We start from the raw sequence: 13,346 nt of genomic DNA, 5'->3' as shown, positions 1-13,346 counted from the left end.
CTCATGGCGCGCCGACCGGCAACCGGCACACCCCCGCATGCGGCGCAGCCGGAGGGGCTGCTCAGGCGAACGCGGCGCGCATGTTCGTCGTGTTCGGGCTCAGGATGACCCCGCGCTCGGTCACGATGGCATCGATCAGGCTGCCCGGGGTGACGTCGAACACCGGGTTCCAGGCGGCGATGCCCTCGGCCACGGTGCGCGTGCCCCCTACCCCGTACAGCTCGCCCGGGTCGCGCTGTTCGATCTCGATCTGGTCGCCGTCGGCGGTGTCCATGTCCACCGTGGAGGACGGCGCCACCACCATGAACTTTACCCCGTGGTGACGGGCGGCAATGGCCAGCTGGTAGGTGCCGATCTTGTTGGCGGTATCGCCGTTGGCACAGATCCGGTCGGCGCCGACGATCACCCACTGCACCGCGCCGGTCTTCATCAGGTGCGAGGCGGCCGAGTCGGCGATCAGGGTGGCGTCGATGCCGTCCTGCTGCAGCTCCCACACCGTCAGGCGCGCGCCCTGCAGCCACGGCCGGGTCTCGCCGGCGAAGACCTTGGCGATGCGGTGCTGGGCCATGCCGGCACGGATCACGCCCAGCGCGGTGCCGAACCCGGCGGTGGCCAGCGAGCCGGTATTGCAGTGGGTCAGCACGCCGCTGCCGGCCTCGATCAGGCCGGCACCGAGCGCGCCCATGTGGCGGTTGGCGGCCAGGTCTTCTTCGGCGATGGCCTGGGCTTCGTTGGCCAGCACCTGCTGCCAGTCCGCGCCGGCCGGGGCCAATGCGCGACGCATACGCGCCAGTGCCCAGGCCAGGTTGACCGCGGTCGGGCGCGAGGCATTGAGGCGCTGCAGCGCCGGTTCCAGCTTGGCCAGCGCCTGGGCGCCGTCATCGGCCTGCACGGTTCCTGCCGCCAGCACCACGCCCCACGCCGCGGCGATACCGATCGCCGGCGCGCCGCGCACGGTCAGGGCGTGGATGGCTTCGGCCACCGCGTCGCTGTCGCGGCATTCCACGTGCTCCACCACGAACGGCAGCTTGCGCTGGTCCAGCAGTTGCAGGGAATCGCCGGTCCACAGGATCGGGCGGATGTGGTCGTAACGGGCGTAGTCGATGTCGGTGGATGCGTTCATCGCATCATTGTAGCGGGGCGCCCGCTTACCGCCATCTCGGCGGCTCAGTTGACCTGGAACTCGGCCCGGCAGCCGTTGTCGACCCACACCCCGCGCGCGTCCCAGCCCCAGCCGCGACCTTCTTCGCAGGCGCTGCCGGACAACTGCTTGGACAGCCGCACCCCCTTGCTGATGGTGGCCCCGCAGAAGCGGCGCTGGCGCGACTTGGACTCGCATACGAGGGTGCGCGRCATGTCCAGGAAGCCCGAGCCATCGGTGGCGCCCACTTCGAAGTCGCCCTGGCAACCGCGCGTCACCCACACTTCATTGCGGCGCACGCCCCAGCTGTGGCCTTCGCGGCACGGCATCGATGACAACTGCCGCAGCAGGCGTACCGGCGCGCCCTGCAGCACTACCGGGCAGTTCTGCGGGCGTCCGTTGGATTCGCAGCGCAGTACGCGGCGCACTTTGCGATCACCGGTCTCGGCGCTGCTGCCCGCCACGCGGCTGCGGAACTCGGCACGGCAGCCCAGGGTCACCCACACGCCGGAGCGGTCGGTGCCCCATTCGGTGCCGCGGATGCAGCTGTTGTTGGACAACTGGCGAACCAGATCGACGCCGTTGGCGACGGGCATGTCGCAGTGCACCCACTCCATGTCGCGCGACTGGCAGCGCACCACCTGGCCGGCATACCCGGTCTCGGCGGCACTGGCCGCAGTCACCGGCAGCACCGCGCTGCACAACACCAACGTCCACCACGTCCACGTCCAGCGTGGCGCGCTCCACAGCGGCAGGTCCGCAACGTCCAACAGCTTCATCAACACAGTCCCCGCCGCACATGAACGATCACATGACCAGCTTGGGTCATGCAGTGTGATCAGAGCATCATCATGCAGGACGCGCAAGACACCCGTGCGTCGAAAAATGCCGCCAATGGCCTGCCTAGCCGTTCAGGCATGCGCGAAGTCGATGGCCAGTACATCAGCAATCCGAAGGGTGCGGTTCAGCGCCATCAACAAGCGGTCAACGCCGACCGCCACGCCCGCGCAATCGGGGAGCCCGGGCAACGCGGCCAGCAGTGGTTCGTCCAAGGGCGGCAGCACGTCGCCCCGCGTACGACGGGTGGCCAGGTCGCGCTCGAAGCGCGCACGTTGTTCAGCTGCATCGTTCAGCTCGTGATAGCCGTTGGCCAGTTCCACCGCGCCCAGGTAGAGCTCGAAACGTTCGGCCAACGGTGGCCTGCCCGGCCGAACGCGCGCCAACGCCGCCTGGCTCGCCGGCCAGTCATGTACGACCGTCATCGTGTCGTCATCGAAGCCCGGTTGGATGCAGTGGGTCATCAACAGGTCCAGCCAGTCGTCGCGGGTAAGTCCGTCGGCGTCGATGCGGATGTCCGCCAGCGGGGCCTGCAACTGTTCCAGGCTCGCATCGAAGGGGTCAATCTCCAACGCCTGCTGGTAGAGGCCGCGATAGTCGATGACGCGCAGCGTGGCGGTGCGCTGCACCAGGCCCAGCGCGGCGCGGACCAGCGCGGCGGTTTCTTCGATCAGGCGATGATGGTCCCAACCGACCCGGTACCACTCCAGCAGGGTGAACTCGGGATTGTGGCGGCCACCGGCCTCGCCGTTGCGGAACACCCGGCCCAGTTCGTAGCAGTCGCCCACACCGGCGGCGAGCAGGCGTTTGAGCGGGTACTCGGGTGAGGTGCGCAGCCAGCGCTGCGCACTGCCGGCATCGACATGACCGCTGAAACGGGTGTGGAAGCTGTCGATGTTCGGTTCGGTGTTGCCGGCCGCCGACAGTATCGGGGTTTCCACTTCGAGCACGTCGCGTTCGGCGAAGAATGCGCGGATGAGCGCGTTGAGCGCGGCCCGCTGGCGCAGCGCGGCGATCATGCGCGCGCGTCCTTGAGCCGCTCGGCCAGCGGCAGGGTCAGCAGATCGCGGGTGTCATCGACGTAGCCGGTGGCCAGGTACAGCCGCCGCGCCAGTTCGTTGTGGTGGTTCACTTCCAACCGCATGCGCTCCACGCCGCGCGCGTTGGCACGTTGCTCGAGCACGGCCAGGGCCTGCTTGCCACGGCCACGACCGCGCGCGGCATGGCTGAGATACAGCTCGTCCAGCAGCGCGAAATGACCGCCCTGCTCCAGGCTGAACCCCATCGCCAGCGCGGCATAGCCCACCACGCTGCCGTCTTCGGACAGCCACAACAGCACTTCACCGTTGCGCGGGTCTTCCAGCAGGGCGGCCAGCGCGCGGCGCACGCGCGCATTGTCGAAGTCCAGTTTGTCCTCGGCGTAGAAAGCGCGCATCAATCCGATCAGCAGTTCGGTGTCGGCGACGGTGGCCACGCGGAAGTCCAGGGGTGCGGTCTGCATGCGGTCTCTCTCTCAGTGCTGTGCGAGGAAGGCGACCAGACGGTCTTCGTCCCACACATCGATGCCCAGTTCTTCGGCCTTGGTCAACTTGGATCCGGCTTCGGTGCCGGCCACCACGAAGGCGGTCTTCTTCGATACGCTGCCGGCGACCTTGGCGCCCAGCGCTTCCAACCGCGCCTTGGCCTCGTCACGGGTCATCTGCGACAGCGTGCCGGTCAGCACCACGGTCTGCCCGTCGAGCGGGCCGGCGGCCTGTTCGGCCTGTTCCGGCGCGCGCGCCAGCAGCTGCTGGCGGTACTGCTCGGCTTTGAGCAGCATCGGACCATGGCCCTCGCGATCCAGCCAATCGGCAAGACCGAGGGCCACCTCGTTGGGCAGCCCGGCGGCGACGAAGCGGACCGGTTCGGCGTCCAGCACCGCGGCGGCATCGGGCAGCATGCTGGCCAGCTTTTCAGCGCGCAGGCGGGTGATGCCGGGGATCTCGGCCTCGACCAGCAGTTGGGCAAAATCCAGTCCGTCACGCAATTTCGCCGACGGCGGATGGGTGTCGCCGATGCGCACCTGGCCAACCTTCAGCAGGGCATCAATCGCCTCCTGGTTGCCGGGCTGTTCAAAGAAGTGGCCGAGCGAGCGCGCCACTTCGCCGCCGATATCCGGCACGCGCTTGAACAGCGGCCACGGCAGGTGGCGGATCAGCTCCAGATCGCCGAACCAGATCGCCAGTGCCTTGGCGGTGCTTTCGCCAACATGCTCGATGCCGAGCGCGAACAGCAGGCGCTCCAGCGTGGTGTCGCGGCTGGCGTCGATCGCAGCGATCAGGTTGTCGGCCCACTTGGTGGCGATCTTCTTCGTGTTCCAGGTGAACGCCGCCGGCATCGCCAGCGCACGCGCGCGCCAGCCCTCGTCATTGCCGTCCAGCTGCAGAATGCTGCGCAGGTAGTGGCCACTGCCTTCCGGCGGCAGGTGCAGGCCGATCTGCGCGGCCAGCGCGTCCGGCGATTCGGCATCGAGCACCAGCTTGAGCTGCAGCAGCTGGTCGCGGGTGATCCGGTACAGGTCGGCCACGCCGCGCACGATGCCGGCGTCGACCAGGGTTTCGATGTACTTGCCGCCGAGGCCGTCGATATCCATCGCGCGGCGTGAGGCGAAGTGCGCGATCGCTTCCTTGCGCTGCGCCGGGCAGCTCAACTCGCCCGAGCAGCGCCACGCGGCCGCATCCTCCTCGCGCACGATCTCCGAACCGCACACCGGGCAGTGGCTGGGCATGCGCCATGGCGTGGTGCCGGCCGGACGGCGGTCGGCGATCACGCTGACCACTTCGGGGATCACATCGCCGGCGCGGCGCACGATCACCGTGTCGCCCACGCGCACGTCCAGGCGCTCGATCTGGTCGGCGTTGTGCAGTGTGGCGTTGGACACGATCACCCCGGCTACCGCGACCGGGTTCAGACGCGCCACCGGGGTGGCCGCGCCGGTGCGGCCGATCTGGATTTCGATCGCCTCCACCGTGGTGGTCTGTTCCTGCGCGGGGAACTTGTGCGCGATCGCCCATCGCGGTGCACGCGAGACGAAGCCCATCTGTTCCTGCCCCACGCGATCGTCCAGCTTGTAGACCACGCCGTCGATGTCGAAGGCCAGGCCGTCGCGGCGCTCGCCGATGTCGCGGTAGTACGCCAGCAGGCCGTCGCTGCCCTCCACCACCCTGCACAGGTCGCTGACCGGGAACCCCCACGCGCGCAGCTGCGCCAGCGTGGCCGAATGCGTGGGCGGCAGTTCACCGCCCTGCACTTCGCCGGTGCCATAGGCATAGAAGCTGAGCTTGCGCCGTGCGCTCATTTTCGGGTCGAGCTGGCGCAGCGAACCGGCCGCGGCGTTGCGCGGGTTGGCCAGCACCTTGCCGTCATGCAGGCGGGCCTGTGCGTTGTAGGCCTCGAAGTCCGCGCGGGCCATGTAGACCTCGCCGCGCACTTCCAGCACCTCGGGCCAGCCCTCGCCGGTAAGCACCTGTGGAATCACCGCGATCTGGCGCAGGTTGGCACTGACATCCTCACCGGTGGCGCCATCGCCACGGGTGGCGCCCTGCACGAAACGCCCGTCCTCGTAACGCAGGCTGATCGCCAGGCCATCGAGCTTGGGTTCGGCGGAGAAGTACAGCGCATCGCGGCGCAGGCGCTCGCCGATGCGGCGCACGAAATCCTGCACCTCCTCATCGCTGAAGGCATTGCCCAGCGACAGCATCGGCACCGCATGGCGTACCTCGGCAAAACGTGAGGACGCCTTGCCGCCCACGCGCTGGGTCGGCGAATCGGCCCGGGCCACCTCGGGATGGGCCAGCTCCAGCGCTTCCAGCTCACGCACCAGGCGGTCGTACTCCGCATCCGGGATCAGCTGCTCGTCGCGCTCGTGGTAGGCCTTGCCGGCGTCGTCGATCTGTCGGCGCAGCGCCTCGGCACGTTCAGCGGGGCTGGGGCTCATGCGGGAAGCATCCTGAAGGGGCAGTAGATTTTATGGCCTGCCGCCCCCGGCAGCCACCCTGGATGACGGCCCCGCACGCTTGCCGCCGCCGGGTAGCGGCGCTAGCGTGCGCGAAGTCCCTTCCCGCAGGTGCCGTGTGACCTCTCCCGCTCCTACCCGCCGTGCGTTCCTGCAACTGGCCGGCACCGGCCTGGCCCTGTCCGGGCTGGGTCTGTCCACGGCAGCCGCTGCCACCCCGCGCACCGCAGCGGCGGCCGGCCCGGTGCTGCTGAACTTCAACGAATGCCCGTATGGCCCGGCACCGGCGGCGCAGGCGGCCGCGCGCAATATCGTCGCTGGCAGCGGCCGTTACCTGTTCGCGCTGGCCGGCGAGCTGCGCGATGTGCTTGCCCGGCAGGAAGGGCTGGGCAAGGACCAGGTGCGGCTGTATCCGGGTTCGAGCGAACCACTGAATCGGGCGGCGATATTGTGGACTTCGTCCAGCGCCGGCCTGGTGGTGGCCGACCCCACCTTCGAAGCGCTCGGCGATCTGGCCGCCGCGCGTGGTGCAACGGTGGCCAAGGTGCCGCTGCGCGACGACGGTGCCCACGACGTCCGTGCGATGGCCGCCGCAGCAGCGCGGATCAACGCCGGGCTGCTGTACCTGTGCAACCCCAACAACCCGACCGGCTCGATCACCCCGGCGGCGGACATTGCCTGGCTGCTCGCCAACAAGCCCCGGCAGACCCGCGTGCTGGTCGACGAAGCCTACCTGCAGTACAGCGAGCAACGCTCGGTGATCGGCCAGGTGATGCAGCGCGACGATGTCATCGTGCTGCGCACCTTCTCCAAATTGTACGGCATGGCGGGGCTGCGCCTGGGCGTGGCCGCCGCGCACCCGGACCGGTTGCAGGAACTGGCCAGCCTGGGCGACAACCCGCTGCCGGTGACTGCGCTGGCGGCCGGTCTGGCCAGCCTTCGCGCGCCGACGCTGGTGGCCGAACGCAAGGCCGAGAACACGCGCGTGCGCCGCGCCACGATCGACTGGCTGGGCGCGCGCGGTTTCAGTTGCGTGCCGTCCGAAGCGAATTGTTTCGTGGTCGATGTAAAGCGCGACGGCACCGCGTTCACCGCCGCGATGGCCGAACGCGGCGTGGTCATCGGCCGCAGCTGGCCGATCTGGCCGCAGCGGGTGCGGGTGACGGTGGGCACCGAGGGTGAGATGGCGCGATTCCGCGAAGCGTTCGCAGCGGTGGTGGGCGCTTCGTCCTGACGGTAGACGCAGCCGAGCATGGCTCGGCTCTACCTTGGGGCGTGGCGCAGGTAGAGCCGAGCCATGCTCGGCGGATCGCCGCCGCGACGCCCCCTCCACGGGTAGAGCCGAGCCATGCTCGGCTGACCGCCAGACGACATCGCACAGATGTCCGACAACAGATCGGGCACCAGGCCGATCAACGCGCGACTGCCAAACGGGCAACGTGTGGCGATGACCAGCCCTCGACTGCAGATTGGACGTCACTCTGAAATCGCCCAGGTCTATGCGGTCACCACCGTGACGCTGGGTAGAGCGCCACTTTTCGAAGAACCCGACAACGCCGCGGTCATCATCGATGCCCTGCGATTTGTCGACGCAACGAAACGCACGTGTTCACTGGCGTGGGTGGTGATGCCGGACCATGTGCACTGGATGTTCCAGTTACGCAGCGGGACGCTTGCCACCTGTATGCAGATGTTCAAATCCCGGAGCGGCCGTCTGCTGAACCAACAGCTCGGACGCGGAATGTCGCTGTGGCAGCCAGGATACTTCGACCACGCGGTGCGGTGCGATGAATCGCTCCGTCGGCAGGCGGTTTATATCGCTGCCAATCCGGTTCGAGCCGGACTGGTCGGCAGATTGGGGGAATACCCCCATGCATGGTGCCGCTGGCCATTGCAGGAATGAGCTGGACAATCAGCCGAGCATGGCTCGGCTCAACCGTCCGCCGCCCCTTCCCGCGGTAGAGCCGAGCCATGCTCGGCTGCACCACCGTCCGTCGTTGCACGTCGCCGCCCCTTCCCGGGGTAGAGCCGAGCCATGCTCGGCTGCACCACCTTCCGTCGTTGCGCGCCGCCGCCTTTCCCGGGGTAGAGCCGAGCCATGCTCCGGCTGCACCACCGTCCGCCGCTGCGCGCCGCCGCCCTTTTCCCGCGGTAGAGCCGAGCCACGCTCGGCTGCACCACCGTCCGTCGTTGCGCGCCGCCGCCTTTCCCGCGGTAGAGCCGAGCCATGCTCGGCTGCACCACACCCGGCCCGCCTTACCAGCGCGGTGCCTTGGTCAGCGGCGGGGCCTGGTGCTGGCGGTCGTAGGCGCGCAGTTCGTCGCGGATGTGCGCGACACGCTGGCGGCCGAGCGTGGCGCGGCTGTCATCGAGCACCACGCCGTCCAGCAGTTCGCCCATGCGTTGCACGGTCGGCAGCATCTTTTCCCAGGCGTCCAGCGCGGTCAACGGCGCCGGCAGGGTCAGGAAGAAGGCGATCGCCGGGGTTTCCATCTCGCGGATGTTGGCCATGTCGAAACTGCCCGGCTTCATGATGCTGGCCATGGAGAAGATCGGACCGCGTTCGGGATGGCCTTCGACCAGGCGGTGGAACACGTTCATGTGGCCAAACACCAGGCCGGTCTTCTCGGCGGCCACCACGATATCTTCGCCGCGCAGCTGTTCGCCGGCGCGGGCGGCCACGAACAACGACACGATCTTGTCGAAATCCTGGTTGGCGCGCTTGCCCAGATCGCTGGCGGCGGCGCCATCGACATCCGGCAGCCCCAGTTCGGCCTGGGTCACGCCATCTTCGCCGACGCCGCCGACGCCGCCGACGCTGCCGGACTCGCCGGTGTCGCCGTCACCCAGGCTGGGCTCACGGCGCTGGCCGGTGCTGCCCTCGGGCGCATCGACGCGGCGGCCCTGGGATTTTTTCTTGGGTCGGCCAAACAGGAAGATCGCAGCGATCAACAGCAGGCCGGCGGCCAGGATGCCGATGCGGAGCAGTGCCATGTCGGACATTCGGGGGGTCTCCGGCTAAATACGTTCAGATAAGCATGGCACGTCAGGCGGCGCCCGCCAATCGTGCGGCTTCTTCAAGGTCCACGCTGACCAGGCGACTGACGCCCGGTTCACGCATGGTCACGCCCGACAACTGGTGCGCCGCTTCCATCGTGGCCTTGTTGTGACTGACAAACAGGAACTGCACTTTCTCACTCATCTCCTTGACCATATTGGCCAGGCGGCCGACGTTGGCTTCGTCCAGCGGCGCGTCCACTTCGTCCAGCAGGCAGAACGGCGCCGGGTTGAGCTGGAAGATCGCAAACACCAGCGCCACCGCGGTCATCGCCTTTTCGCCACCGGACAGCAACGAGATACTCGACACGCGCTTGCCCGGCGGGCGCGCCATGATGGCCACACCGGTGTCGAGAAGGTCTTCACCGGTCAACTCCAGATAGGCGTGGCCGCCGCCGAACAGACGCGGATAGAGCTGCTGCACGCCGGCATTGACACGGTCGAAGGTGTCCTTGAAGCGGCCACGGGTTTCGCGGTCGATCTTGCGGATGGCGTCTTCCAGCGTTTCCAGCGCGGTGGTCAGGTCGGTGTTCTGCGCATCCAGGTAGTCCGAACGCTGCGCGGCTTCGCCGTACTCCTGGATCGCCGCCAGGTTGACCGGCTCGAGCCGGCGCATGCGCCCGTCGATCTGATGCACGGCCTGCTCCCACTCGGTGATGCGGGCGTCGTCGGGCAGGCTGTTGATGACGTCCTGCAGCACGAAACCGGCCTTTTCCACCGATGCGGTGAGCTGGTCGGCACTGAGCACCAGCGCCTGCTGGTCCAGTTTGCGCTGGGAAATGCGCTCACGCTGGGCCAACGCCTGTTCGTCGCGCTGGTGGCGGGTCTGCTCGAACGTGCGCAGCTCGGCGTCGATGCCTTCGAGCATGGTGCGCGCTTCGGCCAGCACACGATCGGCACGCACGCGCTCGCCGAGCGCGTTCTGGTGTTCGGCTTCCAGCGCCTGCACCGGTGAATCGCCGTCATCGAGCTGCGAATGCAGTTCGCCCAGGCGCGAATCGAGCTGCCCGCGCTGGGTGCTCATCCGCTCCAGCGCCTGGCTCAACGCACTGACCTGGGTGCGCTGCGATTCCAGCGTCAGTGCCAGCGAGTGCGCACTGTCGCGCACGTTGCGGGCCGCATCACGGGCCTGGTCGCGTGCATCGGTGAACTGGCGGCGCTCGGCCTCCAGCGCGTGCCGCACCGATTCCAGATCGCCCATGCTGCTGACCGCATCATCCAGTCGCGAGCGCGCTTCGCGCACCTGCTCGCGGCCGGCGTCGAGGGTTTCCAGCAACTGCGAGAGTTCGCCTTCGATGCGATCGATGCGGGTACGCGCGGCCTCGACCTTGCCCTGCTGGCTCTGCAACTGGCCACCCAGTTCGGAGACGCTGCGGTGGGCCAGGTAAAGCTGGCGCTGCGCGTCTTCGCGCTGCTGTTCGCCGGCCAGCAGCTGGTCACGGAAGCCGGCCAGACGCTCTTCCAGTTCGGCTTCGCGCTCCTGCAGGGTATCGATCTGCTCGCGCAGGGTGACGATCTCGCGTTCGCGCAGCAGCGCGCCCTGCTTGGCCGCGCCGGAGCGCGAGACGCGCACCCAGCCTTCGCCCAGGCGTTCGCCACTGCGGGTAATGACCGAGTCGCCCTCGCCCAGCGTGGCCTGCAACGCACGCGCCTGGTCGAGGTCGTCGGCAGCGTGCAGGCGCGCCAGCAGCCGGCGGATCGCGGTCGGCCCCTGCACCTTGGCGGCCAGCGAGGTCGGTGCGACCTGCAATGCGTCCTGCGCATCGGAGACCAGCGCGATGCGCCCCTCGCCGAGTTCCGCCAGTTCACCGACCAGGCGCTCGGGCGCATCGACCAGCACGCCTTCGATCAGCTGGCCAAGCGCGCTCTCCACCGCGTTTTCCCACCCGCTTTCAACGCTCAGCCGCTCGCCGACGCGTGCGCCGGAATCCAGCCCGCGTGACTTCAGCCATGCCACCGCCGCGCCCTGCTCCTGCCCGAGTGCGGCCTGCTGCAGGGTTTCCAGCGAGGACAGGCGACCACGTGCGGCCTGCGCCTGCTTGCGGATGTCGGCCAGTTCGGACTGGCCGCTGCGCTGGCGGTCCTGCAGGCCGGCGACGGCGTGCTTGCGTTCTTCGACCTGCTCGTTGAGGCCGTCCAACGCGGCCTTCTGGGTTTCGTGCTGAAGCTGCAGTTTTTCGAACACCTGCGCCAGCGCATCCAGGTCCAGCCCGGCACGTTCGGCGACCAGCGCTTCGCGGCGGCGATCGGCTTCGAGCACCTGGCGGTCGAGGTAGTCCACGCGGGTGCGTTCGACTTCGCCGGCACGCGAGGCCTCGGAGGTACTGCGGGTGTGGGCCTCCCAGCGCGCCTGCCAGTCGGCCAGACGGGCCTCGGCGTCGCGCAGGGCTTCCTGCTTGATTTCGTTTTCTTCCTGCAGCTGTTCGAGCTGGGGCTCGGCCAGTTCGACCGACTCGCGCAGCACCTGCAGCTTGGCTTCATCGCCGCTGATGTGGTGGCCCAGTTCGGCCAGCGCCTGCTGGGTTTCGTCGCGGGCCTTGTGCAGGCGCTGGGACATCTCGCGCTGGTGCTGGATCTGCTGTTCGAGCCGGGCCAAGGTGCTGCCGACCTGGTAGACCTCGGCCTGGGCGGTACTGAGCGCGTCGGACGCTTCTTCGCGGCGGACGCGACTGGTTTCGATGCGGGCTTCGGCGTCGCGCTGTTCGGCGATCAGCTGCTGCAGGCGGGTTTCTTCCTGCGAGAGCGCTTCGCGCAGGCCGCCCAGGCGTTTGTCCAGGCCACGGAATTCAAGCGCCTTCCACTCGGCATCCTTGACCTTGCGCTCTTCCTGCAGGGCCTGGTACTGCTCGGCCTGGCGCGCCTGGCGCTTGAGGTGTTCAAGCTGCTTGCCGATTTCTTCGCGCAGGTCGTTGAGGCGGTCGAGGTTCTCGCGGGTGTGGCGGATGCGGGTCTCGGTTTCCTTGCGGCGTTCCTTGTACTTGGAGATGCCGGCGGCTTCTTCCAGGTAGACGCGCAGGTCTTCGGGTCGGGCTTCGATGATCTGGCTGATCATGCCCTGTTCGATGATGGAGTAGCTGCGCGGGCCGAGGCCGGTACCGAGGAACAGGTCGGTGATGTCGCGGCGGCGGCACTTGGTGCCGTTGAGATAATAGTTGCTGCTGCCGTCGCGGCTGACTTGGCGCTTGACCGATATCTCGTTGAACGAGGCGTACTCGCCGGTGATGGTGTGGTCGGTGTTGTCGAAGATGAGTTCGACGGTCGCCTGGGAGACCGGCTTGCGCGCAGAGGAGCCGGAGAAGATGACGTCGGTGAGCGAGTCACCGCGCAGGCGGCTGGCCGAGCTTTCGCCCATGACCCAGCGCACGGCGTCGATGATGTTGGACTTGCCACAGCCATTGGGGCCCACCACGCCGGTCATGTTGGTCGGCAGGTGCAGGGTGGTCGGGTCGACGAAGGATTTGAAACCGGACAGCTTGATCGTGGACAGACGCATGGCGTGGTTGGTTTCCGGGGCAAGGGCCTGAAGCGACCCCCGCCAGGGTGGATGTCGGGGCGATTCCCACCCTCAAGCCATTGATGTTGCAGGGTTTCAATGGCCCCAAGGGCGACGCGATAGCCTGAGTATAACGGGGGCGGTGTTTGGCGGGGGTGGGGTGGTTTTTAGAGGCGTAAAGGCTTTGAAGCCTTAGAGCCGAAGCCGAAGTCGAAGCCAGTTACTGGCTTCTGCCGATTGCGGGGCGGTATGGGTGGGGGCGCGGGACACGCCGTRAACCCATCCATGGGGGCTCGCGGGCGCCATCCATGGCGCCCGACGGTCCCGCGCCCCCACCCATACCACCCCGCCGATAGAAGGCTGGTGGCCATGGGAACGGCAGAGCCAAGCGCGCATGCATCTTGCGACCCTGTGAGAGCAATTTGGTAAGGAGGTAAAGAGCTAAAGAGCTAAAGAGCTAGGGAGCTAGGGAGCTAAGGGGCTAAGGGGCTAAGGAGGTAAGGGGCTAAGGAGGTAAGGAGGTAAGGGGTAGGAAGGTAAGGGGGAAGTAGAGAAAGGAGGGAAGCAGAGAAAGGAGCAGGGGTAGAGCTACGCCATGCGTGGCTGCCGTTGCCCTTCCCTCAAACCCCCTCCCCTCTTTCCCCACCCCACATACCAAATTCCCACCACCCCGGCCCCTGCCTTTTCCCCTGCCTTTGCCCCCGCCCCCGCCCTTGCCCCACCCCACCCCAACCGCCCGCACCGATATCCCCTGAAGAGGGTGGCGGGTAGCCTTGGCCGGGACCGTCGGGCGCCATGGATGGCGCCCGCGAGCCCCCATGGAT

At 67.8% G+C, this 13,346-nt stretch carries 9 protein-coding genes; 2 read left to right on the top strand and 7 right to left on the bottom strand.

Annotated features, from left to right (window positions below; genetic code table 11):
* Nucleotides 1-61: 61 nt before the first annotated feature.
* The 5 genes from mtnA to ligA all read right to left on the bottom strand — a co-directional run bounded on the left by mtnA (nt 62) and on the right by ligA (nt 5,954).
* Nucleotides 62-1,123, bottom strand: a complete 1,062-nt coding sequence (mtnA, locus tag AC1DR7_RS09570) for an S-methyl-5-thioribose-1-phosphate isomerase (RefSeq protein ID WP_457320846.1) — start codon at nt 1,121-1,123, stop codon at nt 62-64.
* 44 nt (nt 1,124-1,167) lie between these two features.
* Nucleotides 1,168-1,920, bottom strand: coding sequence for a DUF3011 domain-containing protein (locus tag AC1DR7_RS09565; RefSeq protein ID WP_478076461.1), 753 nt, complete (start codon nt 1,918-1,920; stop codon nt 1,168-1,170).
* Between the two features lie 132 nt (nt 1,921-2,052).
* On the bottom strand, nt 2,053-2,997 hold the full coding sequence (gene epmA, locus AC1DR7_RS09560) for an EF-P lysine aminoacylase EpmA (RefSeq protein ID WP_478051596.1): 945 nt from the start codon (nt 2,995-2,997) through the stop codon (nt 2,053-2,055).
* Nucleotides 2,994-3,479 carry a GNAT family N-acetyltransferase gene (locus tag AC1DR7_RS09555; protein WP_256774532.1) on the bottom strand — a complete coding sequence of 162 codons (486 nt, stop codon included), beginning with the start codon at nt 3,477-3,479 and terminating at the stop codon, nt 2,994-2,996. The genes epmA and AC1DR7_RS09555 overlap by 4 nt, the downstream gene beginning before the upstream one ends.
* A 12-nt stretch (nt 3,480-3,491) precedes the next feature.
* Nucleotides 3,492-5,954, bottom strand: coding sequence for an NAD-dependent DNA ligase LigA (ligA, locus tag AC1DR7_RS09550; RefSeq protein ID WP_478051595.1), 2,463 nt, complete (start codon nt 5,952-5,954; stop codon nt 3,492-3,494).
* Between the two features lie 136 nt (nt 5,955-6,090).
* On the opposite strand from ligA, the gene AC1DR7_RS09545 reads away from it, so the two are divergent.
* Both AC1DR7_RS09545 and AC1DR7_RS09540 read left to right on the top strand, forming a co-directional pair.
* Nucleotides 6,091-7,206: a pyridoxal phosphate-dependent aminotransferase gene (locus AC1DR7_RS09545; protein ID WP_457321376.1), complete on the top strand. Its 1,116-nt coding sequence runs from the start codon at nt 6,091-6,093 to the stop codon at nt 7,204-7,206.
* Nucleotides 7,207-7,419: 213 nt separating this feature from the next.
* A complete protein-coding gene (locus AC1DR7_RS09540) occupies nt 7,420-7,875 on the top strand; it encodes an REP-associated tyrosine transposase (RefSeq protein WP_478052532.1) in 456 nt (151 codons plus the stop codon).
* 353 nt (nt 7,876-8,228) lie between these two features.
* Here AC1DR7_RS09540 and zipA read toward each other — a convergent pair whose 3' ends face one another.
* Nucleotides 8,229-8,975, bottom strand: a complete 747-nt coding sequence (zipA, locus tag AC1DR7_RS09535) for a cell division protein ZipA (protein ID WP_457320534.1) — start codon at nt 8,973-8,975, stop codon at nt 8,229-8,231.
* 43 nt (nt 8,976-9,018) lie between these two features.
* Nucleotides 9,019-12,522, bottom strand: coding sequence for a chromosome segregation protein SMC (smc, locus tag AC1DR7_RS09530; protein WP_478052779.1), 3,504 nt, complete (start codon nt 12,520-12,522; stop codon nt 9,019-9,021).
* Nucleotides 12,523-13,346 lie beyond the last annotated feature (824 nt).

The organism is Stenotrophomonas sp. P5_A9, assembly GCF_056400525.1.
Note: the sequence above shows the minus strand (reverse complement) of the source record. Positions and strands in the feature narration are given on the sequence as shown.